This is a genomic window from Ewingella americana, assembly GCF_006438725.1.
Classification (GTDB): domain Bacteria; phylum Pseudomonadota; class Gammaproteobacteria; order Enterobacterales; family Enterobacteriaceae; genus Ewingella; species Ewingella americana_A.
In genome coordinates, this window is the sequence record NZ_RCZD01000020.1 from 36,636 (window position 1) to 59,840 (window position 23,205).

Here is a 23,205-nt window from a genome sequence, read left to right on the forward strand (position 1 = left end):
ACGATTATTTATACTTCAACTTTTTTAATTGGGTCGGATAGTACGTCGGCGTGAATAGATGGACGATGAAGGGATGCAATGCCAGAAATGCAAAAAAGCAGGCATCAGAAGACGCCTGCTTTCTTTAATTTGGCTCCTCTGACTGGGATCGTCTTAGCCAATGGATGGCTAATAATTAAGCTAAGTGGGAATGGCCTTTCTGTCGAGACCGCCAGAATGACCACCAATAATTACGGGTTATATAAATCTGGTTTGAGCGATCTGCGGCTTGTGGTGTTCGTTACTATTGTGTTCCCTGAAGAGGAAGCGTAGCGAGAGTGGAGCATCGAAGAGTCTGCTCTACGTGGAACTATGTGCAAGGAGATCTGACCGTCTGCTCACCGCCAGAAGCGGACATGACCCATATCACAGTTTGTTAATCAATGGGGAACACGTCAGTGGGTAAAAGCTACATATGTTTGGGGTACTACCTGCCTCGCAAGAATTACCTGTACGCTCATATGATCGGCGTGAGAGTTCTTTGTAGAGATCAGGAGGCTCAATGCATTACAGTTGCATGAATAATACAAAATGGGATGAGATCCGTCTGGCAATGGTTAACATGAGTTCCCCTCCTCGATGGAAAACAGTCACACTCAGTGGATATGAATCCTTACCGGATGGCGAGTGGTTTTATCATTTCAAGGTGGGTGGCTATTCTGATATCCATCACCTTGATGTTTTGACGTCTTCACCTGAGCAGCATGCAATGGTAGGTGAAGTTCTTCAGGCTATTCACGTCCCAGGAATCGAGACAACTTTCGGGTACAGAATTTTCGGGTATGCTGATTTAGCTACTGCTGTCAGTTATCTCTAACTGAACAGATATAACACGGATGCCCCAAGAGGGATTGCTTGAACAGTTCAGTGCACTATGATGTTCAATTCCGCTTTTCGCTCTTAGACGACTGAGAATTTACTATAGTCGATTTGGTACTCAGGGGGGCTTTTTGAAAACACCTAAAAATCACTCTTTTTTACCGCATTGATCCGGCGTAATTTAGTTATTAAAAATATGCTGAGAGCAAATCATAAAATGCAGCCTTGAATGAGCGTAAAAATTATGATGCACGAACTTTGGGCAAATAAAGATGAACTGGATTTGTTTTGTCTCACAGGCCAACGAGGAGATGATGCCCGTAAGCTACTTGAACCAGGTTATAAGTTAATTTGGACATGTGAATCAAACTCTCACTTTGAAGCAATGACACGGTACTATGAATTTCGTAGTTGGGGTGAATATACAACTGACTTCCCCGATCAGGATAAAAAAACATATAAGGAATTAGGATGGGAGTAACATTATCTCCTTCCTTACAATAAAATCAATTAATTAAATTGGCTGTGTTATGAGATTGATGGGCTTTATTATCTTTTAGATATGAGGGAAAACTAAATAGCGTGATGACATTTAGTTATTACGCTATAGAAATTATTCATTGTACGTTTGAAGAGGTTATGCGTATAAAGTTGAATTATTCTAAGGTGGAGGCCTTTATAGCATGAAATCTATTACTGAAATTGAAGTGAAAGATGAGGTATTATTTGATCAGAGTTTACTTCACAAGAACGAAAAAAATGAGGTTTTTCTGTCTTTTTTGCTATTACTTTAACGCCACCGAATACAGCGTTCATGCCTTATCAGTGACTGAGGTTACCAGAGATATGCTGATTCAGATCGATGAGGAATTGGTGTCTGACAAACACTGGTCATGAAATAATATAATTTAGGGCATAATCAATCATGAAAAAAATTACACTTGGACATTCTGGTTTGAATGTTACAGCAGAAGGTTATGGCTGCATGGGGTTGTCGGAATTTTACGGTCTGACGCCAGAAATAGATGCAGAGAAAATGCTCGAAAGAGTCATTGACAAAGGAATCAATTTTCTTGATACCGCTGATATCTATGGTTATGGGCATAATGAAAACCTTCTAGGAAAAGTTCTGAAAAAATACCCGGAAGATGAGATTGTTGTGGCGACGAAATGCGGAATAGTTCGGGATATCGATAATCCCCTTCACCGGGAAGTTAATAATAGTCGTGACTATATTTTTGGCTGTTTTGAGAAAAGCTCGAAAAGACTAGGCAGAAAAATCGATCTGTATTATCTGCACCGGGTTATTCAGGATCCGGATACACTCAGAGAAGCCATGACGACAATGCATCAATTAAGGTCTGATGGCAAAATTGGTGCTATCGGTCTGTCAGAAGTTAACGCCGAAACCATCAAGCTTGCACATGAGTTGTTGCTGAAGTTGTCTGATGGTGAATTTGGTTTGAGTGCAGTTCAGACAGAATACTCATTGATGTCCCGTGATATTGAAAATAATGGGGTCCTGGAGACATGTAATAATCTGGGTATTTCTGTCGTTGCGTACAGTCCTGTAAGTCGGGGATTGCTTGGCGGGAAATTACAGGATCTCAGTGCACTCTCCGAAAATGACTCCCGGCGTTATCTGCCGCGTTTTATGGGAAGTAATCTTAAAGCAAACAATGCCATCGTTGATGAACTGAGGACATTTTCCAAGAACAATGGAATTACTCCGGCTCAGCTTGCACTGGCCTGGATAATGAACAACGATGCGGAGATCATTCCGATCCCGGGAACCCGGACCCCTCAATTCCTGGATGAAAATATTCAGGCTGCTGACATAACGTTAACCCCAGAACAGATTTTAACTATGACTGATATATTATCAGGCCATGAAACCTCAGGGACACGTTATCCTGAAGAGTTCATGAAAGCCTACGGCATGATTAAATAGACGGGCAATTGAATGACTGAATTAATTAAATTGACAGAGGAAAAGTCGGGATTGCCCGTATTTAAACTCGGTATCATAGGTGCAGCTCTGTTCCTTTCAATCCTCACTGAGGCTCTTCCTGCAGGTTTCCTTCATTCACTGGAGCTGACATTCAGTGTCAGCGCTTCCGAAGCGGGTCAGTGGGTGACGTTGTATGCCATTGGTTCTCTGTTGTCGGCTATCCCTTTAACATTGGCAACACAGCACTGGTCAAGAAAAAAACTATTATTAATTACACTGGCGGGTTTTGCTGTATCAAATGCTGTCACTGCTGCAGTTGATTCTTTTATCGTTACGCTTGTAGCCCGTTTTTTAGCTGGTCTCTTCGCTGGTCTCTTATGGGCACTGGCTGCGGGCTATGCTGGCCGAATGGTGGCTCCAGCCCATCAGGGGAGGGCAATAACCATTGTCATGCTAGGCGTTCCACTGGCGCTTTCTCTGGGGGTTCCGGCAGGGACATTCTTGGGAAATATTTATGGCTGGCGTACTATTTTTTATACTATGACAATACTGGCAGGTTTGCTTTTTATGGCTGGAGCATTCGCTTTACCGGACCAACCGGGAATAAGTCATGCAGAACGTATTTCTGTTTGCAAAGCAGTATCTATACCAGGCATTAAAACGATATTAGTAGCGACGTTTATTTTTTCACTCGGTCATAACATGATGTATACCTATATTTCTCCGTATTTAATTACATCATTGGATAGTGGATTTATCAGTACATTTCTGTTGGTTTTTGGCGTGATGGCCGTCATCAGTATTATAATTACTGGTGTGTTTATCGACAAGCATCTTAAGTTACTTACATTGTGCGGATTGTCTCTATTCATCATGTCGTCTTTGTTATTTTCTTTATTTTATGACAACGTTTATTTCGTTATGAGTGGTGCAATTTTATGGGGGTTAGGGTTTGGTGGCGGTGCAACATTATTTCAGACAGCATCTGCACGTACTGCTGGTAATGCTGCTGATATAGCGCAGTCTCTTATGGTAACCATCTGGAATATGGCAATTGCTGGTGGTGGTCTTGTGGGCGGTTTATTACTGGATCAGTTTGGTATTTTATCCCTACCAGTAGTGTTAACAGCGTTACTAATATTTTGTGTTGTTATTGTTAAGATAAGTAAGGCTCCAGGGTTTTACCGTATATCGAACTAAAGAGGTATATATGGATTTACTGATTGACTTGCATAACCCTACTCATTTTTCTTGAAATTAAGGAAGCATTGCATTGGTGGTTTTTATCTTTTTAAAACCTGAGAGCCAGAGTTTTCTATATGGTTATTTTCAGTTACACTGTTGATAAATTCGGTACGTAGAAAAATATCCAATTGTTTATTCCATACAAGACCTAACGGCCATTCACTTTTATATCCGATCAAAGCCTGGCAGGAAAAATTGGATTTTAAAAAAGAGATGATACTGTGAGGAAGGATAGTGACTCCCATTCGTGACCCCACTAAAGCCAGTACACTGTAGACATTCGTCAGATATTGAGCTGGTTTCTTATCAAAGTTGCGTGTTTTAAGGTAGTCACTGACGATATGATATAGCTCCGGATTACTGATTTCACTTAGTAAAATAAGATTGTGCGCATCAATTAGATCATCGATAGTTTGTTTTTTATTTTTTATATCAGGATGTGTGACAACACATAAAAAATCCTTACCAAGGGGTATAAACGATAAGTGATCTTCTTCTGATTTTCGCATGAAACCCAGGTCAATCCGACCTTTCAATAGTTCTTGCTCTTGTTGTATCGAAGACATTTCAATAAGATTTATATTAATATTAGGGTACTGGCAATTAAATGAATTAACGATGTCGGGGACTATATTGAGGAATGATGATGTATATCCAATGTTAAGATTACCCGTTTTGCCTGTGCGGATTTTTTTTGCGACACATAAAAAATGGTTTATTTGTTCATCAAGCACCAAGGCATTCTGGTAAAGCATTTCTCCTTCCACGCTCAGTTTTGCACCATGATTATCGCGTTCAAAAAGAGATAAATCCAATTCCTGCTCAAGCAAATTTATCTGTTTTGTCAGCGCTGGCTGAGTAATAAATAGTTTCTCAGCAGCCTGCCTGTAGCTCTGGCTTTGAGCCAGCATAATAAAGGATTTCAGTAACTTATTGTCCAAACTACATAACTCCTCACATATATTCGTAGATTTGTATGCTAATCATTACTCCGAATAATGACAACCCTGTAGGGACAGCATTGAGGCTGACAACATCACAGCGCTGCGCGCGCAGGTGCATGAAAAGCAAAAAGCCCGCTTCAGTTCCCTGAAGCGGGCTTTTCTAGAATCTTGGCTCCTCTGACTGGGATCGCCTTTGCCAGTAACTGGCTAATAAACATGCTAAATCTGAAATTCCTTTCTGTCAAGACCACCAAAGTGACCACCAATAGGCCGGGTTACATAAATTGATTTGAGCGGTCTACGTTCATTTGGTAATCGTTACTATGGTTATATCTACGAGGGTAGTGTTGTTTCTGTCCTCATAGTGGAATTGTACCCGAGAAAATACCTGGGAGCCTGTTCTGTGCATATGTTGTGTGAAAAGGTTTTTGGTCAAAGAGAGACTGCCGAAAATAGAGCTAAAAACCGTGCTCGTGTGTAAAATTTGGCCCTAACTAACCAATTGAGCAATTTCATATTTTGCGTAGACGCGCGCCCTAAGTTTTTGGCAAGGGTTTTCACACAGTCTGCGCCAATAGCGGACGTTCAAAGTATTCAAGTAGTTACAATATTATGTTCTGGCTTGGGTCTCTAAACGTGGATATGGTGAAATCAAATAATTTTTAAGGGTCAAGATTTCTATGAATATAGCAGTAAGGAACGTAGACAAAGTCAGAGTATCACGTGCGGGACACACTTTTCATGAACGGTGGACAGCGCGGCGAGCTCTTCAGCTTGTGTTCCCGAAGGATAATCTTTTCGCGATAGTGATCGAAGGCCTATCCCCTAACGAAGATCTAAAGCTTGGAAAGGAGGCAGAGGATATAGCCGACCTTGTTCTTTATTATGGCAATGGAGATACTTTCGAAACCTGCACAGCCCAGCAAATTTTGCAGTTCAAATACAAGGAAGCTTCCGAGCCCGTCACATCATCCTTTCTGAAAAAAACGATCAAGAAATTCGCCGCAACACTGCGAAACTTTAAGGCCAGCATTTCGGATGAAGACATAGCGAAGAAACTGTCATTCGGGTTCGTGACGAATGCGGAATTTTCTGGTGAGCTTTGGGATGCTATCGCGTGCTTGAAATCGGGTCGCGCACCGGGGTCCAATAGCGCCAAGAAGCAACTTGAGTACCTCAAAACCTGGTGCAAGGAAGAGAAGGTCGAAGCGGAGGACATTTTCCTGCTCATCGAGTTTCGCGCTGCAACAAATGATTTGCCTGCGCAGAACCGATTCTTGCGACGAACAATCAGTGATTGGTCGGCTGACTCAAGCGGACTGGCTGCAAGGAGGCTGTTTGCACTCGTAGAGCTTGTCCGAGAGAAGTCGCAAATCGAGGGGCAGGGCAAGAATTCTATCAGGCGTGAAGATATCCTCGATGCTCTTGAATGTGATGAGGATCAGTTATTTCCAGCGGATACGCGGTTTGTTGATGTTGGTGATGTCGTTGAGCGCAGCGCCTTGCAAGATGTCAAAGACGAGATCGAAGCCAGCAATCTTCCCGTATTCCTCCATGCTGACGGCGGTGTTGGAAAAACTGTCTTCATCCAGAGCCTGACCACATATCTGACAGATACTTTCGAAATCGTGGTGTTCGACTGTTTCGGAGGCGGGTCGTATCGCTCCGAAGCCCAGGCACGTCACCTTCCTCGGGTTGGCCTTCTGCAAATCGTCAATGAACTGGCGACCCGCGGACTCTGCGATCCACTTTTTCCAACCGACAGCGATCAATATGGGTTGATCGAAATTGCCCGCAAGCGTTTCAAGCAGGCGAGCGAGACTGTCAAAAGTCAGTCTTCACTGCAAGGTATACTGGTTGTTTTGGACGCAGCAGACAATGCGCAGTTGGAAGCCGAGGCGCGAAATGAAATCGCCTTCCCTAGGCTTCTCCTTGCATCGCTGAGCACAGAACCTATCGAAGGTGTGAAGCTTCTGCTTACTGCGCGTCCTCACAGGATGGAAAGTGTAATCGGAAAGAGCCAGACGAAGCGTCTCGCGCTCGAACCATTCACGAAGGAGGAAACTTGGAGCTTTCTTGAAACAAGACGTAAAAATATCACCGATGTAGAATTTTCCGCAGTATTCGCGCGTTCGCAAGGAAATGCCCGCGTCCTTGAGTACCTCGTCGAAAGTTGGGACTCGCATGTGTCCGGCAATGCGCCGCACAGCGAAATATCCGTCGAAGAATTGATCGCACAAAAATGCGTGAAGATATTCCGGGATCTACATATGGCAGGCTGGCTTGAGATCGAGATTCGCGAATTCTTCGCCGCTTTGTCGCTTCTTCCACCGCCCATTCCGTTAACTGAACTTGCTGAGGCTCTGGGCTGGTCAGAACCGCAAGTCAAAAGCGCGGCATCCGATCTTGCGCCGATGCTTGAGCTGGTCAAACATGGTGCGATTTTTCGCGACGAACCCACTGAAACCTATATCAAGGACCACTATGCAAGAGAGGCTGCAGCCCAGCAGTCCATTGCACATAGGCTCCTAACGCGCCAGAAGGATTCAATATATGCTGCAGAAGCGCTTCCGCATTTCCTTGCGGTAATTGGCGACAGCGACAGAGCTTATCAGCTTGCTGGTTCCGATGAGTTTCCTTCTATGATCGAGACTGAATATGGACGGCGGAAATTGAAACTTACGCGTCTTTATGCGGCATTCTCGCTTGCCATACGAGACGACAACCTAGACAGAGTACTGAGCTTGACCATGCAACTCTCACAGGTAGCTTCGGCAAATGCGAGGGGTGATCAGTTTATCCGGCGTTCTCCGGCACTGGCGACGATCCTTGGAGATTCTGATGCCTCTCGCCGCCTGTTCAATGATCGATCTGGCTGGCGCGGTGGGCGTGATGCACGTCTGATCGTCGCTTACAGTTTTACCGATGAACTGGACGAAGCGCGCATTCATCAAAACAGGGCCATTGGGTGGATAAATTGGCATCTTAATAATGATGATGAGACCAAGCGGTTTGACCGCTCGGGGCCGGAGGCATCTGACGTAGCGGCGGTTATGTTCTTGAGTGTACTGAAGAACGAGTACTCGTCGTTTAACCGGAATATCCAGATATGGAGTTTCAAGTTTGGACTTTCCGTAATTGAAGAACTGATCACTCTTTGCGCACAACACGAAGTCTCGAATGGAAGTGAGGCTTTGCAGACCCTGGCCAAATTCGCAGCATCGAAAAGGTGCCTGTCTCTTACCTTGCAAATTGGTCTCCTGTCTAAGGAGTGTGGCCTTTCGAAAAGCCAACTCAAGGCTGTTTCGCTAGCGACGAGTTTGCTTTCACAGAGTTACAAGAACAAAGTTCCGGAAGATAACTCCGACTATAAAATGGAGCTGCAGGGGGCTATTGCGGGTGCGGCGATGGACTCCTTAATCGTGAATTCAAGGCAGGCCGCGAAGCGGTTGCTCAAGTTATATCGACACCGTAGGCCATCAAGCTATGACTATGGCGAACGTCATGGCATTAGCGGGGTTTGGATGTCTGTTCAATCGGCTTGCATCACGGTCTGGGCGTCAGGCAAAGAGCTGTCTTTTCATCATCTTTTGCCGGAGGAAGTCAAAACAGTGCGAAAGGCAAATTCAATAGCCAACGAAGCTGACTTCAGCGCGTTCCTTGATAGCCTCATCGTGACAAGAGACCACAACAAGGGGCGAAAGGGTCTGAAGCCAGAGAAACGCAAGCAGTTTTCCGGGCATGACCGAGAAGACATTGTGAAGGGCGCAGCCTGCGTCCTGCAGCTAGTTAAACCTCTTGAGGTAGCCCTTCTGTCGAAGGTTACGCTTTCCAATGACGTTCTGGCCGAATTCTTGACTGTCTGGAAATCTTCGTTGAGACCCGATGTCCACTGGAGAGCTGAAACCGGAAGAGACAATGTTGCGCGACACGTCGGCATTGGACTTGTCAGACTGCTGCTTCGCCATTGCGAAACGGTCGAAAAGAAAGAGGCGGAAGAGCTCATAGAAATAATTGGATTGAACCGGTTTTCGCTGGGTGACAAGCTAAGCGTACTCGCTCTTATCGCTAGGTGCCCCAATCTGTCCGATGTCGCAGGAGCGTACTCCGCGATGATTTCCAGCGACATAGTAAAGGATGACTACATCGAACAACGCGGCGAGTCCTACCAGGATTTGGCTGCATCGTTGCTACCGATGAGCATTGGTGAAGCACAAGAGTACTACGCACAAGGTTTGGTTCAACTTGATCAGATGGGTGGTAATGACTTCGACTTGATTTACTCCGCCTTGCACTACGCCGCAGAACAGCCTGGAGGGTTTGTGAAGCCGGAGTTCTCGCACCGGCTCATGAACCTTTGTCAGACGATCTTCCAGCATGAGCCATCAAAGTTCGGATGGACACTGTTCGGACGTGCCGCCGCTTCATCCATCGGCTTTCCGGCGATATACAAGCTGATACGCTGGGATGATCAGGATGTTGTGGATTATTCCTACGGACTTCCACAGCTTGCCTGTTACCTAGCGAAAGCGGGACATCTTGATGCGCGCCGTGCGGCGGTGCTTCTCACAATATGTGAAGATCATGGCTGGCATGAGTGGCAGGTCGGTAAGGGTTTGCACGATCTGCTTTCGATTGCCAATCCCAAGGAAAAGGCTGCAATCTTCTCTCTTGTGGCAGAGAAGCTCGATCAAGAGCACAGTTTTGGTGGGTGGGAAGGGCTATGGGAGAGCCTGCTGGGCTGTGTGGATGCCGTTGAAGAGATCAATGACGAGAGTTTGCGTGATCATCTCCAAGGTCAGCGGGAAGCTGCGCGACGTAGGCGCGTTATCGAAAATACCAAAAGAAATTATGGTGGGGCGAGCGCTGAATACGGAGTACAGGAGCGTAGCAAGAAGCAGGATGAACAGGCTCTAAACAAAGCCGTCGCGGCGATTGTTGCCAAATGTGACTTTACATCTGCATCATCGGTGGATGCGGCAATTCAAGAAATTGATGCCAGTGATGGGCTGCTGTTCGGTAGCAGAAGTCGCCTGCTAGAGGAACTCCGGACTGCTTGCCCGTATGACAAAAGGGTCAAGTTTCTTGAGGCACTTTGTGAGTCTACCGAGCTTGAATTTGATCGCGCACTCGACCTTATAATCGAATGCGTGGAGGTTTGGGGCAATAGTTCGGTGCATGCAACGAAGAGCGCACCTGATCTGATCAAGAAGCTTTTTGCATTCAAGGGATCCGAGCTTTTCGAGCTCCACTATTCGGGCATCTCCAGACACATCCTTCGTCTATCCAAACTCTGCGGCGATCCAAAATTCGTGTTGCAAACTGTTTTAGAAACGGTAGCTAAGGAGCGCCTTGAGCTCGGAGGAGACGAATGGCTTCAACTGGCGACCAGTCTATCTCGCCACACTGACCCTTCGACGGCTTTAGATGCTTTTGAGGAATTGCTTTCAAGTTCAGTTGCAAAGGTTGGTGATGAAATTGGCGAAGGTGAGTATCGCGCTGCGTTCGCAGGCAAGAGTGAAGAAAGTGACGTCCTCGCTGATATCATCTGGCATCTGCTTGGTGATAGTGATGCCTTTGTCAGATGGAGTGCCGCACGAAGTCTGAAGGGCATGCTTGATGTCGGATTGACAGAAGATATAGGGTGCTTGCTTGATCGTTTTGATTCGGTTGATAACTCATCTCTGGCCTCAGATGAGCATCATTTTGCTTTTCTGAATGCACAGCAATGGCTGTTGATGGGATTGGCGCGCGCGGCTCTGCACAATGGAGAAAAGCTCAAACCTCTGAGTTCAAAAATTGCAGCGCTAGCAAAGCGAACCGATTTGCACGTGCTCAACAAACTTCATCTTGCCCGATGCCTTAGACATATCGAGGGCGATAAATTCATGAGTTCCGAACTGGAGAAACTGTGGATAGATGTTCAAACGCCTCTAAAAGGTATCGTTGAACGCGATGGCTGGCCGGTCAATAAAGACCGACGAACTGATTTTGATTTTGGATATGAATTTGATAAAACCGATATTCCAAGCTTGGCAAGACTTTTTGATATATCGAAAAATGAAGCCAGTGATTACATAACCGATGAAGTGATCAAACGTTGGCCAAGTGCAAAAAGCTTTTCCGATTTTCCCGAAACGGTTCGCTACCGTCCCGACGAACAGTTCGAGACCTATGCTGAACACATTCAACGGCATGCTCGCCTTTTTGCAGCAACCACACTCGTGAAGACCTTGCCCGTGGCACGGCAATGCTATTATTTGGATGGCCTGAACCCTTGGCAAGAATTCCTACAAGACGAAGATGTTTCGTTTGATGATGGCTCATGGTTATCAGATCATAAAGACTGTGTTCCAGAAGAGGCTCGGGCATATCTACTCGGCGAGCGCAAAGAAAATCAAGAAACGCTTCTTGGCAAAGAGTCGCTGTTTGCTAAGGTCGGTTTTTCCCAAGACTCGGATGATCAGTTCCTACCGCTTTACGGTTACTGGACTTCACCGGATGGCGTACATGTCCGTATAGATTCCGCGCTGATTAAGGGGCGTGGTACGGTCGAGCAATGTACAAAGTTTTCAAGGTCCCCTGATTACGATCTTTGGTTGCCACGTTTTGGTTCAGATGGACGTGTTGATCGCTACACTGCAAATAATCCGTTCAACCCATTAATTTGGGAACCGGAGAAATATCCCATTGGTATTGACGAGGGTGAAGAGTGGGCCGCTCGGGGAGCTAAAGCCCGTCCAAAACTGGGGCTGTCTCTCAACAAGTTGCTTGGACTGGCCTCCGATGATGATGAACGGCTGTGGCATGACCATACAAATAGACTGGTATTGAAGAGCGGAGTCTGGGGTGAGTGGAGGCAAGAACCAGATGCTCGTAGTAAATATCGGGATGAGGGGACTATCCTGTGGGCAGAACGTGACTGGCTCGACGAAGTGCTCAAATCCAGCAAACGAGGCCTCATCTTCACGCTCAGTTTCTCAAAATACAAATCAAGCGACTCATCTGGCATCCGAGAACGGTATGTAATCTTGAAGCGAGGTGGTGTTTCCCCCCGCATTTGGTATGCCAAGAAGGCATCTAAAAGGGCGTAATAGTTGAGTAATACACTCTTTGCCGTGAGGCGTGGTTGGTTGACTGAAAAAATCTGAACACCTTCTAACCCTGCAAACAGGAAATGCCGGGTTAGGAGAATTTGCATACACCCGCTTAGGTAAATGACGGTGTTAATGAGCAGCCTCGATAAAATCAAATGAGAATACGAAGAGCTTTCAAAAATACCGCTTGATTCTGACGCGGCCGCTAAGCGGGATACTTACACTCTATGTATAAATTTTATCGGAAGACGTATTGGCTATTTCAGGAAAACATGTTGAAAAAGATGTATATCGACGTTAATTTGGTATGAGTAATGATCAGAAAAGAAGGTGGGGAGTGCACCACTTACGGGTGAGGCACCATCTATTAAATTGTTAGCATTCAATCGTGGAATGTTAGAGTATGGAGTTAAAATTGAGAGACTTTAACAATGGCGGTGACATAAACGTTAGCGGGGATTTTAACGTAAATGATAATTCTAAAAGTGAGTTTAAACTCTATATTCATTGCACAAACGAAGAATTACTGGCTGACCGTCCCTTTAGAGCTGAAAACATCAAAATTGAACAACGAAAGAAAATTCAGCGCTTGAAGCCTTTCTTTGCTCTTACCGTTTTGTTAGCTTTCGCTGCGGCTATCTGGGCTATGTACAACGGAAAGACTGATCTTATTACGATATTGATGGGAGCTGTTTCCGCATTTTTAGGTTATCAATCTTTGATTGCGACCATTGAACCAAATACGTTCCAAAAAGAAGAGCAGGCGGCAGTGAACGAAATAAGCAAAATATTAAAGCAGCGTCGAGTTGAGTGATAGCAATGAATGCTAACAAAGTGCTCAAGCAAACAAGTTGCTGAATTCGGCGTTTACATGCGTTTTTCGCTCATAGTAGACCGATTGCAGTACACATTGTTCCATTCCATAAAAATATTGGGCATAGCTCACACAATAACAAGTTAATCGTTGGAAGACAGTTCACCTCAATTGAAAACTTTCATTACATCCCATATATCGATGTAGAGGGCTTCCCTCTTAAACCGTTAAAGGATAACTATCATGGCTATTAAACCTGGTCCCAAACCAATTGCTAAATCGACAGGAAAACCTGATAAACGCCGGCGTGATAATAAGGATACTCCGGGTAACACACCGGGGCTAAAACCGAGTAAATCTACAGGTAAATAAAAATATCAGTGAGAAAATAAATTAGGGTGTAAATAATTTCTTTATGCCCTAATTATGAAAATAGATTACAGCATATTGTTCTGTAGCCAGATCTGCGTGCCTTCTATGTCATACGCCTTTGCCCCATATCCTTTCGTAAGTAGGGACTCCGGCAAATAATCGTCATATTTATCCAGATATTTTTCTGGAACATCTGCAGCGAGCTCAGACGCTGAAGGTAAGCCCGACAACTGCATTTTTTTTAGCGCATGTTGGACCGATGATAAACTTGCGTGCTCTATCTCTATAACACCGGCAAATGAACTGGCTTTGAAGCTGCTACGCATGAGCAAGGCCGTTATCGTATTAACGACTTTATCCCCCATCCAGGGGAGAACGTAACTACGCTGGCCGTCGGAAATAAAATGGGAGTTTTGCAGATTGTAACGCTTAAAGTTGTTACAGCCTTCTGCAAAGAGGCTTCTGGCGGTGGCATCTGCATAATCGACTCTCTTGCTACCTATGGCTATGCGGTAATCATTTTCCTTGTAGATAGCGAGCATCTCCTGGCGAACAATATCATGTACAGACATACCCCCACCACTAAACTGTGGCGGCTGGCCTCCTTTGGTCGCCTCAACATAGATAACTTTTTTCTCCACCTCGATCTGTGTCACTTTCCAGCGTCGTCCACCGAAGATTATATGCTGGTCAGGCAGAAGAGGGGAGTCCACAGGCACTGTGCCAAGGGTTCGGTTTCCTGTGACAATGCGGAATTCTTCTGGAGTATTGAACACAGCGTAAAACGTATAATGGTTAGTTAGTTTTTCCCCCTCAGCCCCGATAACCATTTCTCCGCTAGCAAGTTGTGTGAGGAGGCTGTTTGCCCCCATATACTTAAGCAGACTTTTGAAATCATTTACGTCAATGTTTCGGAACGGACCGGTCTGACATAATTGCGTCCAAAGTTGATCGGCTCGAACTCCGCCCCATTGTGCGGTGATCGCAAGAATCTGGTGCAGCAGTGTGGAGTAGTGCATCTGGCGAGTATCTGCTGGTTCGAACCATCGCTTAGAGATCATCAATCTGATCATCGCCATCGACTGGACAAGCTGCAGCCGCAAGTGATCTACAATGCTGCTGGTTGCGGTAAGTTCTTGTTCAGAGATCAGCATTCTCAGAACCGATGGAGAATCGCGTCGCCCTGACCGGCCCATACGCTGACGCAAGCTGGAGACGGAATGCGGAGGAGTGACCTGTATAACTGACTGCACCTTACCTATATCAATACCCAGCTCAAGCGTCATGGTACAGATTGCTGTTGTGGGCAAATTTCCCTGCTGTAGGCGGGCTTCAAGCGTCTCGCGTAATTCCCTGGACAAGGATCCGTGATGGGGAAAGAATTCATTCGGAACAACATTTTCCTCACACATGTCGCTCAGCGTCGCCGCAATGCTTTCAGTGCGCTTTCGACTGTTTGCAAAGACTAAATGGGAGTCGCCACGGCAGAGTCTGAAGATGTCAGCGCAGACCTGTTCTTCTGCTGAGCGTTGAGGTTCTTCTCCCTTTTTAGTCACTGGCTCGAGATAGCCTTTGACCTGCACCTGCAGTGTGGACGAGCTATTATTGTCTGTCACAGTTTCGCAGGACAATCGCTTATCCGGACGCAACAGTTCAGGCACCTTATCCAGTTCTCCTAACGTAGCACTCAATGCAACGCGGGGAACCGGATTCGCATGACGTCCCAGCACATGATCAATTCTGTTGAGAAGCGAGAGTAGTTGCATGCCGCGCTCAGAACCAATAAAAGCGTGAAACTCATCAATAACAATGTAGGCCACTGGCGAGAACGCCTGTTTGAGCCAGCCCGATGAGTTCATGAGCAAAGACTCAAGTGATTCCGGTGTAATAAGCAAGATGCCAGACGGGTTAGTGCGGATTTTCTTCTTTACGCTTTGTGGTACATCACCGTGCCAGGGTGTCACCGGCATATCCAACGCCTCGCCCAGGCTCTCAAGACGACGGTACTGGTCGTTAATCAGCGCCTTAAGTGGGCTGATATAAACAATACCAAACCCGTTAGTGATACCTGCAATTGCTGAACAGGCAGGCAGAAAGAAAGCCTCTGTTTTACCCGCTGCAGTGCTTGCACTAATTAGCACGTCCCGGTCACGGGCTAAAACTGCCGGGATAGCGCTCTCTTGCAGGGGCCTTAATGCAGACCAGCCCTGCTTATAAACCCACTTACGAACGCGGGGATCGAGACTATCGTAAGCGCTGCTCATAATTTGAAGTTGGCCAGGCCGTCATCATCATCTTCATCCTGTGCAATGTCGTCATCCATATCGCTGGGCCTGTCATCTTCAATTGCCACACCCGGGATTAGCGTCTGCCAGTTTATCGAGCTGTTTTGCTCAAGCACGGCCAGCATGTCCAGGAAACCTTTGATGGTATTTCGGGGGGTACGGAAGTAAGCATCCCCTATGATTTTACTGCAGTGGTGCAGAAAACCGGTAAGTGCATCATCGGATACCAGATACTTCTCTGGCTCTCCGCCTGCATAAACATGCCGAAGATTTTTCAGTAAAATATACAATTCCTCTGGGGTGAGACTGGCAAGATGTAGCGTGGGTGACGAGTAGTCAATCACACCTGCTTTCTGAGCGAACCGATTTTCCGCCAGACGCGATTGCAGCGCCTCATAACTGTAAAGCCCTTTACGCGGATCAAACAGGAATTCTGGCGTGCCTCCAAGAACAAAACCAATATTCTCTGCAGAACCCTGCAGACAGTCATTCAGGATCCGCAGGATTTGTTCATAGTTCGCCGTCCTAGCCTGAGTGTTGTTCAGCTTATAAAGGTTTACCATCTCGTCGAGGTTGACCAGTAACCCGGCATAGCCTGCCTGACGGACAAACAAGCTTACCAGCTTCAATGAATCGTAGAACGAGGCATCTGAGATAATAGTCCGGACGTCGAGATCGTTGCGGGCATCGGTTTTTGTGGTGTATTCGCCCCGCAGCCAGCGAATGGCATTGGATTTTAACGTCTCGTTATCCTGTTCATGTCCGTGCCAGAAGGCATCTATGACTTTAGCAAAGTCATATCCCCCCACCATGTCTGACAAAGCAGCCAGGCGTTGGTGAATAACCGACGAGACTGGAGCGCCATCCGCATCAGCCTCCTTCCTCGCCTCCGTGACGAACCGCTCTACAACACTGAGTAACGCATTACCGTCAGGTTTGTTGCGGGTGGACATGTTTTTCATAAGCTCTGAGTAGAGATTGCGCGCCTGACCTCCTGATGAGTGAATGCGTCTGTCGGGGGAAAGGTCTGCACTGACTGTTACCAGCCTTTTTTCAAGTGCAATAGAACGTACCACGCTCAGAAAGAACGTTTTGCCCGATCCGTATTCACCGATGATAAGTCTGAAGCTTGCGCCGCCGTCCGCTATCCGTTCAATATCCTGATGGAGGGCCGTTATCTCATTCATCCGGCCCACCTGGATGTGCTGAATGCCTATTCTTGGCGTTACACCAGACTTCAGTGATTGGATAATAGCATCCCGTTCTTTAACTCTTATACGTGTCACAGACATCAACTATCCCTCTAATTCTTTGGCAATTTCCTGGTCTACCCAAATATCATCATCGGCATCGTCCAGTACTGGTGCATCAACCACTGCATAGGACCAGTCATTGATGACTTCAAGCGCACCGCTGAGCATCAAATTAAGATTTTCGCAAAGTTCTGTCGCCTCTTTGCGGGGCCACTGTTCTTTTTCCAGAAGCCTGTGGTAAAGCTGGCTATGTGCATTGTCAAGGCCACCGTTCTGCGCCCCGGCCACGGGAGTGCTCTCACGTAATTCCGGTTCATCCTCGGTGAAAATCGCGCTAAGTAATTTACGGACATCGTCTGTGGCCGACTCATGGCGAGCCAGCACGCTGGCGTCCAGCGTGAACTCAGCGGCCCTAGGGCTCGCTGATGCAGACGACAGCTGGGTAACCTCTGCCGTAGAATGCTGATGGATGTTGCCGGAGATAGTTGAAGGGTCTAATCCCAAGCCGGAATAAATCTTTTCCAGTTGCTTGATTTCGGCAGGCTCAATTCTGCCATCCGAGCAGGCGACCCCCACGATAACCTTACCTACTGCTGATTTTTCCATCGTACTCAGCAGCGCTATTCTATTTTTCATTCCAGTCATGTTGGCCGGGGTATGAAGCTGCCATGTCAAATACGCGTGTAAAGAGCGTTTTTCATCTTCGTTAAGGCCAGAATTATGGTCGATAGCATTTTCCAACACTTTCTGCTCGGCCTGATCTAGGCTATTGTCGGTTAAGGCCACCATTGAGCCCAGCCTTAGCGTCATCACCGCTGAGATAAACGCCGGAGATGGTGGTAAGCGCGTTCCCTCACCAGCGGCAAATAAAACCAGTGCGCCGTCAGCTTCTGCTTTCACATGGTGGTAAAGCGGATCAGGTGCCAGGCAGTAGCCCATTTTCAGTGCAAAGGCCTGCATCAGGTCGGCCTCTTTTTTATTGATTTTCGCCGGACACTTGGCTCCCATATATGCCCAGAAGTCAGCAACGGTGGTTAACCCCATGCGACTCGCGATCACTTCATCAGCCCAGCGTTTGAATGTACTTAAAACTTTTCCTGCGCTTTCATTAATGATTTCCACAGGCAGCAACATAATTGCCGCAGTATCATTTTCTGACGTACCTTTCCTTCCAAGATAGCGGCTGTAAGCATCCAGTTCATCTGTACAGATCTCTGCAAGCGTCATGATTTTCTGGACTGGGCCTTTCAATGCACTAGGGTCGGGCAAGTCTGGAACAGGAAGGCGAACGCCGCGCAAGCTGGGACTTGCAGGGGAGTAATCCAGACGCAGTCGCGTTTTATTAGGTTTGACAACCATACCCTCACCGTATTTGAGGGTATAGCGCCGTTTGAAAAGTGCAGCAAATTCTTTCGCGCAGCGGCGAGCGGGAGTTCGTAACGAATACTCCGTGTGGTTTGTTACCCACGTTAGCGCCAGATCGGCTGACACAGGAACTCCAGCATCCACAGCCTTTGCCAGCGCAAGCTTAAACAGCATACCTTTGCTGGAACTCAAATCACGGTCAAGAACATCGACCAGGCCAACGTCCGGGCGCAGAATAGACATTGCTTCCAGTAACTGGGACGAGTAATTCCGGAAGGAGCGATTTTCAATGAATACCGATCGTAACCGGCATACTTCATTAAATAGAGTACGGAACTCAGCGCCAGAGGTATTATTATCTCGGCTGTCAACCAGTGCCTTTCTTTCCAGGCCATACAGATAGATAAAAACGTAACCTACAGGGCATGCCGCATCATGCCTGTCACTTGCCAGCCAGTTTAGATACGCGCCGCGCGCATCAGGTGAAAGCGAGGAATAACTGGGCCAGTATCCCAATGAGTTATCTTCGTAAAGATAAGGTTTTGGGTATATCTTAAGCGTGCCGTCAATTAATGATGCCTCGCTGCCATCATCATAATAGCTGCTCATGCTTTGCCCGGCGGGCTTCATCCGCTGTCCGAAGTAGAAGTTACCATCGGTGATCTTCACACCACCCACAGTAGTCACCTCACCCGGCAACACCCATCGAGCCAAAGTACCAGTAGTTTTTGGGGGATTCTGAGGTTGAATCGTTGTTACTCTGTATTCGACACTCCGGCCTCTGTCCAGTGTAAAAGTTGCCAGATCATCATCTTCACTGTCATCTTTTCTCACTACAGCCTCTTTTTTCTTGATGTCAGCAAGCCATTCTTTAGGTGTCGCTTTCACGGTTTTGGAAGGATAAGATCCTGCAGATTTATGTTTTTTCTTTTTGAAAAACAATAGATAAATTACATAAATCGCCGCTATAAATATCCATAACTCCATGGGCAATAACCTTAGAGATGACTTTTCACATACGCCGAAAAATGGCGAGGGAAAGCAGGTGGAAGTAGATTAATCTTAAAATAATACTTCTATATTGCGAGGGTTAAAACCAAAACATGACCAAATTTAGCCTATTGGTTTTCATCGATAAAATCATTCGCTATCAGCTAAATGCCCAAAGTCGGCTGGTAATGCTTAAGACAGGCTAATGCGAAACCTCGGGGTATTGTTGCGTTAACATGTAAACAACAGCCACATAGCTGTAGACATGGTAGGACTTTACAATGACTGCAAAACTTACCTGTTTACTGAGCAGAGTTCACGATCCTACTGAAAACATAGCCTTTGGGTGGAGCTTTATTACTAGTCTATTAGCCTCTAACGTTCCCGCCTCTCGCAATTCAGACTGCCATATCTTATGTGGTCTACCTCAAAATACTGCCAGTTCAGCTTTGAACTAACATCGCTAAATTCAACCCTCCACCTATTTCACCGCTGCGAACCAAGGGGCGCTACGCCCGCCTATGCAGTGACAGCTTTTTCTCCGGGTGACTTCCGTTCTCGTATCAGCTTCCGGTTAATCGTTTCCCAACACAACCCGTCCCGCAAGGGTAAATGGCACGCATTCTGCGCCCTTGCTGGCCGGAACGGTGCCGGGAAAGCGAACCGTCAGGCGATACGAAGACGAAAATCACACCACTGACGGAGAAAAAACATGACTATTTTCCTGCATACCCAGACTAGCGCCCCTAACACCGCAGCAGCAACCAGCGTATCCCCGCTGGAGCAGTCAGGCTCCTCAAAAACGAAATTTTCCAAAACCAAAACCGATATTTATCAGACTGTCACTGACAACATCATTTCTGCACTTGAAGCAGGAGTTAAGCCGTGGTCATGCCCGTGGCAGCGCGTACCTGGTATGTCAGGATTACCTTCAAATTACGCGACAGGTACTGCTTACAGTGGGATGAATATCATGTTGTTGTGGGGCAGTGCGTCAGAGCAAGGATTCAACGATTCACGCTGGATGACCTATAAACAGGCGCAAGCGGAAGGCGGGCAAGTGCGCAAAGGGGAGCACGGCACGACAGCCATTTTCTATGCAACCTTAGAGAAGGAAAGCGAAGACGGCGAAATTGTCCAGATACCAATGCTGAAAACCTTCACCGTGTTTAACGTTCAGCAAATTGATGGTCTTCCGCTGACAACTGAAACCATCAGCCCGGATGCAACCTTTGACCCGTTGCCGGAGGCTGAAAATCTTATCCGAAAAAGCGGCGCAAACATCATTGAGAAAGGACAAAACGCCTTTTTCCAACCCTCAACTGATGAAGTATGGCTACCAGAGCGCCATCTGTTTTCTGATGCAGCTAATTTCTATGCTACCGGCCTGCATGAGCTGGTTCACTGGAGCGGTGGTAAAAAACGCCTTAACCGTGAAATGAAAGGGAAATTCGGCAGTGCAGATTATGCGGAGGAGGAATTAGTGGCGGAGCTGGGAAGTGCTTTTCTGATGGCGGATTTGGGGATTGTCGGAGAGGTGCAGCATGAAAGCTATATTGCCTCATGGCTCCAGGCGCTAAAAAACGACAAGCGCTATGTTTTCAAAGCGGCCAGCGCCGCCTCAAAAGCGCATAGTTATTTAATGGATAAAGCCTGAGGGCAGGGGCAAGAAGCCGCAAAGGAATGTGGCTTTAACCTTACATAGCGGTGGGGGGAGTAGCAGTGGTGTTAGGGTGTATAATTCCAATGCGAATTTTACTGGCATACAGTGTCAGGAAAATTCGCAGACTGCGGGGCGGGCGGCAAAGAGCCCGCTCATTCCTTTTAGATACATTAGAGCAGACTTGATCTGGCAGTGTTCTCTGTTAGAACACGATTTCACCTGATAGTCGGCAACGAGCCAGAAGCGGAAGTTCGGAATGCAAACTTACATCAAGGTGTCTTGAGTCATAGGGAGCAGGTTACCTAAACTTGGTAGTAAGATACTCGGTTACACATCCTTTTTTCTCTGCCACCCTAGATTCCCTGAACTTTCGGGTCGTCAGTCCGATTCCACTAACCGTAAAGTCGGTAAGCAACGCTGGACCACCAGAGGCGACATTTCGGGGCTAGTGGCTTGTGTCTGGTGGTAAATAACTCGCATGCAGCTAACTTCCTGGTAGCGAATTAAGTGGCTACTAAGGACTGAACCAAAACACTGACGCGATCCGGGGCTTTACATGGTCGAAATCTCTGCATGCTGCTTCGTTTCCCGGTCCTTAAGTCGTGCAGAAATCTGCCACCCGGGCGACCTTATGCAAGAGTCGCTTTGCTTAATTTTAGCTCTCACTTCCCCCCTGCTTCGGCCTATTTGCGTTCTGCCCTAACCCGAGTGTCAGCTCTGCTGTCGGGGAGGGAGATTACCTAATGACTGGATTAACAAAAATGACTTTAATGTTTTCATTAAAACTGTTATTAAAATTTATTAAGAATAAGGAATAAGAAATTTCTGTAATTATCATATTTCTGTCTGAGTTTAACAGAATGTCGCTGTTAGATGGTAAGTGGATTAAGTAATTGATTTAGAAATTTAATTAATCGGTGTAGGGAGGCGCATGAAGCTTGAAACGATTCGTTTATCTGGTTTTCAGTCGTTTGGACATGAATCAACCGAACTGAGCCTGGAAGATATAACATATGTCATTGGCCCTAATGGTTCAGGTAAAACCGCAGTTCTCCAGGCTTTGTGTAGACTTTTTGCATTCGACCCCGCGTTAAGGCGGATCCAGCGTTCAGATTTCCACGTTCCCTTTGATGAGGAGGAGGTTCCGCTTGAGCGCCAGCTGTGGATAGAGGCTGATTTTCTGTTTCCCGAACTGGAAGATGACGAGGACAACAGTACCGTAGCTCCCCATTTTAGTCATATGCGACTGGACGAGCCGGATGGGGTTCCGCGCGTGCGTTTTCGCCTTAATGCGACTATAGGGCTGGATGGAGATATTGAAGACGCTTTGGTATATGTCCTGGAAGTTGATGGAGATGACTTGCCTCTGAATGTCGCTCAGGTTCCACGCGCTGAACGTAATCATATCCAGGTACACTATCTGCCTGCCAGGCGCGATCCGGCTGATCATATTACTTACGGTGCGAATGCATTACTAGGGCGTTTACTTCGCGCTGTTCGTTGGGACGCTGAGCGCGAAACGATTAAAGGGCTGACCGATCAAATAAGTGACAGCCTTGCGGCAAACCCCTCGGTGAATGCTTTCAGTGAGAGTTTAAAGGCAACATGGGCAACGCTGCATAAAGGTAAATTTTTTGCTGACCCTAAAATTACTTTTGTCGCATCAGAAATTGAATCGCTGTTAAGGCATCTGTCTGTTTCATTTACACCAGGTCACGATGGCTCATTTGTCGATTTTTCAAGGCTGAGCGATGGTCAAAAGTCCATGCTTTACCTTTCTCTTGTCTTATCGTCTCAGGCTATTGGCAGGGCTGTTCTTGCAGAAGAAGATGTATCGTTTGATCCCGATAAATTACGTCCACCAGTCTTCACTCTGGTAGCCCTTGAGGAGCCAGAAAACAGCCTTTCACCACATTACTTGGGCCGCATTGTTAGCTCCCTAAATGTCATGACAAAAAACCTGGATGCGCAAGCTCTCATTGCTACGCATGCGCCCACAATGCTGCGCCGGGTAGCACCTGAGTTCATACGTTATCTTCGACTGAATGAGTCACGAGAGACACAGGTCACTTGAATAGACCCTAGTTTCCTAGACTGTTCCGTGCCTCATGAACCAGGCACTTTCATAAACTGCAGGGGGTTGATCCTCACAGGCACTGTGGCGGCGTTTAGCATTATAAAACATCTCGACATAATCGAAGATATCCGCCTTCGCTTCTTCCCTATTTTTATAGATCCGTTTCTTTATGCGTTCCCGTTTTAGCAACTGGAAAAAGCTTTCTGCCACTGCGTTGTCATGGCAATTACCCCGACGACTCATGCTGCTTTTTAAATTGTGAGCTGTCATAAAATGCTGACATCTTTCGCT

At 46.6% G+C, this 23,205-nt stretch carries 15 protein-coding genes; 10 read left to right on the top strand and 5 right to left on the bottom strand.

From position 1 onward, the window contains the following. Nucleotides 1-78: 78 nt before the first annotated feature. From EAH77_RS25200 to EAH77_RS23840, 5 genes are all read left to right on the top strand, one after another. Nucleotides 79-312 carry a hypothetical protein gene (locus tag EAH77_RS25200; protein ID WP_161985851.1) on the top strand — a complete coding sequence of 78 codons (234 nt, stop codon included), beginning with the start codon at nt 79-81 and terminating at the stop codon, nt 310-312. A gap of 229 nt (nt 313-541) precedes the next feature. After that, complete coding sequence (locus EAH77_RS23825) at nt 542-856, top strand: DUF6678 family protein (RefSeq protein ID WP_140475765.1); 315 nt, start codon at nt 542-544, stop codon at nt 854-856. 231 nt (nt 857-1,087) lie between these two features. Further along, nucleotides 1,088-1,339, top strand: a complete 252-nt coding sequence (locus tag EAH77_RS23830) for a hypothetical protein (RefSeq protein ID WP_241673528.1) — start codon at nt 1,088-1,090, stop codon at nt 1,337-1,339. A 444-nt stretch (nt 1,340-1,783) separates the two neighbouring features. Next, nucleotides 1,784-2,809, top strand: a complete 1,026-nt coding sequence (locus EAH77_RS23835) for an aldo/keto reductase (protein ID WP_140475767.1) — start codon at nt 1,784-1,786, stop codon at nt 2,807-2,809. Between the two features lie 12 nt (nt 2,810-2,821). Then, entirely contained in the window at nt 2,822-4,009 is a 1,188-nt protein-coding gene (locus EAH77_RS23840) for an MFS transporter (RefSeq protein ID WP_140475769.1), read from the top strand. Nucleotides 4,010-4,092: 83 nt separating this feature from the next. Here EAH77_RS23840 and EAH77_RS23845 read toward each other — a convergent pair whose 3' ends face one another. Next, a complete protein-coding gene (locus EAH77_RS23845) occupies nt 4,093-4,995 on the bottom strand; it encodes a LysR family transcriptional regulator (protein WP_140475771.1) in 903 nt (300 codons plus the stop codon). 683 nt (nt 4,996-5,678) lie between these two features. Here EAH77_RS23845 and EAH77_RS23850 point away from each other — a divergent pair. The 3 genes from EAH77_RS23850 to EAH77_RS25715 all read left to right on the top strand — a co-directional run bounded on the left by EAH77_RS23850 (nt 5,679) and on the right by EAH77_RS25715 (nt 13,281). Continuing rightward, nucleotides 5,679-12,092 (top strand): hypothetical protein, encoded by a 6,414-nt coding sequence (locus EAH77_RS23850; protein ID WP_140475773.1) that lies wholly within the window; start codon nt 5,679-5,681, stop codon nt 12,090-12,092. A gap of 406 nt (nt 12,093-12,498) precedes the next feature. Continuing rightward, nucleotides 12,499-12,909: a hypothetical protein gene (locus EAH77_RS23855; RefSeq protein WP_050088135.1), complete on the top strand. Its 411-nt coding sequence runs from the start codon at nt 12,499-12,501 to the stop codon at nt 12,907-12,909. A 243-nt stretch (nt 12,910-13,152) separates the two neighbouring features. Beyond that, nucleotides 13,153-13,281, top strand: a complete 129-nt coding sequence (locus tag EAH77_RS25715) for a hypothetical protein (protein WP_254902640.1) — start codon at nt 13,153-13,155, stop codon at nt 13,279-13,281. Between the two features lie 65 nt (nt 13,282-13,346). Here EAH77_RS25715 and EAH77_RS23860 read toward each other — a convergent pair whose 3' ends face one another. Genes EAH77_RS23860 through EAH77_RS23870 form a run of 3 tightly spaced genes read right to left on the bottom strand, consistent with a single transcriptional unit; the run spans nt 13,347 to nt 19,171 of the window. After that, nucleotides 13,347-15,545 carry a DEAD/DEAH box helicase gene (locus tag EAH77_RS23860; RefSeq protein WP_140475775.1) on the bottom strand — a complete coding sequence of 733 codons (2,199 nt, stop codon included), beginning with the start codon at nt 15,543-15,545 and terminating at the stop codon, nt 13,347-13,349. Continuing rightward, complete coding sequence (locus tag EAH77_RS23865) at nt 15,542-16,858, bottom strand: ATP-binding protein (protein WP_050088133.1); 1,317 nt, start codon at nt 16,856-16,858, stop codon at nt 15,542-15,544. The genes EAH77_RS23860 and EAH77_RS23865 overlap by 4 nt, the downstream gene beginning before the upstream one ends. Before the next feature lie 3 nt (nt 16,859-16,861). After that, nucleotides 16,862-19,171 carry a TerB N-terminal domain-containing protein gene (locus tag EAH77_RS23870; RefSeq protein WP_140475777.1) on the bottom strand — a complete coding sequence of 770 codons (2,310 nt, stop codon included), beginning with the start codon at nt 19,169-19,171 and terminating at the stop codon, nt 16,862-16,864. A 715-nt stretch (nt 19,172-19,886) separates the two neighbouring features. On the opposite strand from EAH77_RS23870, the gene EAH77_RS23875 reads away from it, so the two are divergent. Further along, nucleotides 19,887-20,831: an ArdC family protein gene (locus tag EAH77_RS23875; RefSeq protein ID WP_140475779.1), complete on the top strand. Its 945-nt coding sequence runs from the start codon at nt 19,887-19,889 to the stop codon at nt 20,829-20,831. A gap of 937 nt (nt 20,832-21,768) precedes the next feature. After that, complete coding sequence (locus EAH77_RS23880) at nt 21,769-22,911, top strand: ATP-dependent nuclease (RefSeq protein ID WP_241673529.1); 1,143 nt, start codon at nt 21,769-21,771, stop codon at nt 22,909-22,911. Nucleotides 22,912-22,926: 15 nt separating this feature from the next. Here EAH77_RS23880 and EAH77_RS23885 read toward each other — a convergent pair. Beyond that, the coding region (locus tag EAH77_RS23885; protein ID WP_140470888.1) for an IS3 family transposase at nt 22,927-23,205 on the bottom strand (279 nt) is incomplete at its 5' end.

Bases quoted from the DNA above. Each gene is read 5' to 3' on its own strand.
- EAH77_RS23865 (WP_050088133.1), bottom strand. From the start codon at position 16,858: ATGTCTGTGACACGTATAAGAGTTAAAGAACGGGATGCTATTATCCAA.
- EAH77_RS25715 (WP_254902640.1), top strand. From the start codon at position 13,153: ATGGCTATTAAACCTGGTCCCAAACCAATTGCTAAATCGACAGGAAAA.
- EAH77_RS23850 (WP_140475773.1), top strand. From the start codon at position 5,679: ATGAATATAGCAGTAAGGAACGTAGACAAAGTCAGAGTATCACGTGCG.
- EAH77_RS25200 (WP_161985851.1), top strand. From the start codon at position 79: ATGCCAGAAATGCAAAAAAGCAGGCATCAGAAGACGCCTGCTTTCTTT.
- EAH77_RS23840 (WP_140475769.1), top strand. From the start codon at position 2,822: ATGACTGAATTAATTAAATTGACAGAGGAAAAGTCGGGATTGCCCGTA.
- EAH77_RS23875 (WP_140475779.1), top strand. From the start codon at position 19,887: ATGACTATTTTCCTGCATACCCAGACTAGCGCCCCTAACACCGCAGCA.
- EAH77_RS23870 (WP_140475777.1), bottom strand. From the start codon at position 19,171: ATGGAGTTATGGATATTTATAGCGGCGATTTATGTAATTTATCTATTG.
- EAH77_RS23860 (WP_140475775.1), bottom strand. From the start codon at position 15,545: ATGAGCAGCGCTTACGATAGTCTCGATCCCCGCGTTCGTAAGTGGGTT.
- EAH77_RS23880 (WP_241673529.1), top strand. From the start codon at position 21,769: ATGAAGCTTGAAACGATTCGTTTATCTGGTTTTCAGTCGTTTGGACAT.
- EAH77_RS23855 (WP_050088135.1), top strand. From the start codon at position 12,499: ATGGAGTTAAAATTGAGAGACTTTAACAATGGCGGTGACATAAACGTT.
- EAH77_RS23835 (WP_140475767.1), top strand. From the start codon at position 1,784: ATGAAAAAAATTACACTTGGACATTCTGGTTTGAATGTTACAGCAGAA.
- EAH77_RS23825 (WP_140475765.1), top strand. From the start codon at position 542: ATGCATTACAGTTGCATGAATAATACAAAATGGGATGAGATCCGTCTG.
- EAH77_RS23830 (WP_241673528.1), top strand. From the start codon at position 1,088: ATGAGCGTAAAAATTATGATGCACGAACTTTGGGCAAATAAAGATGAA.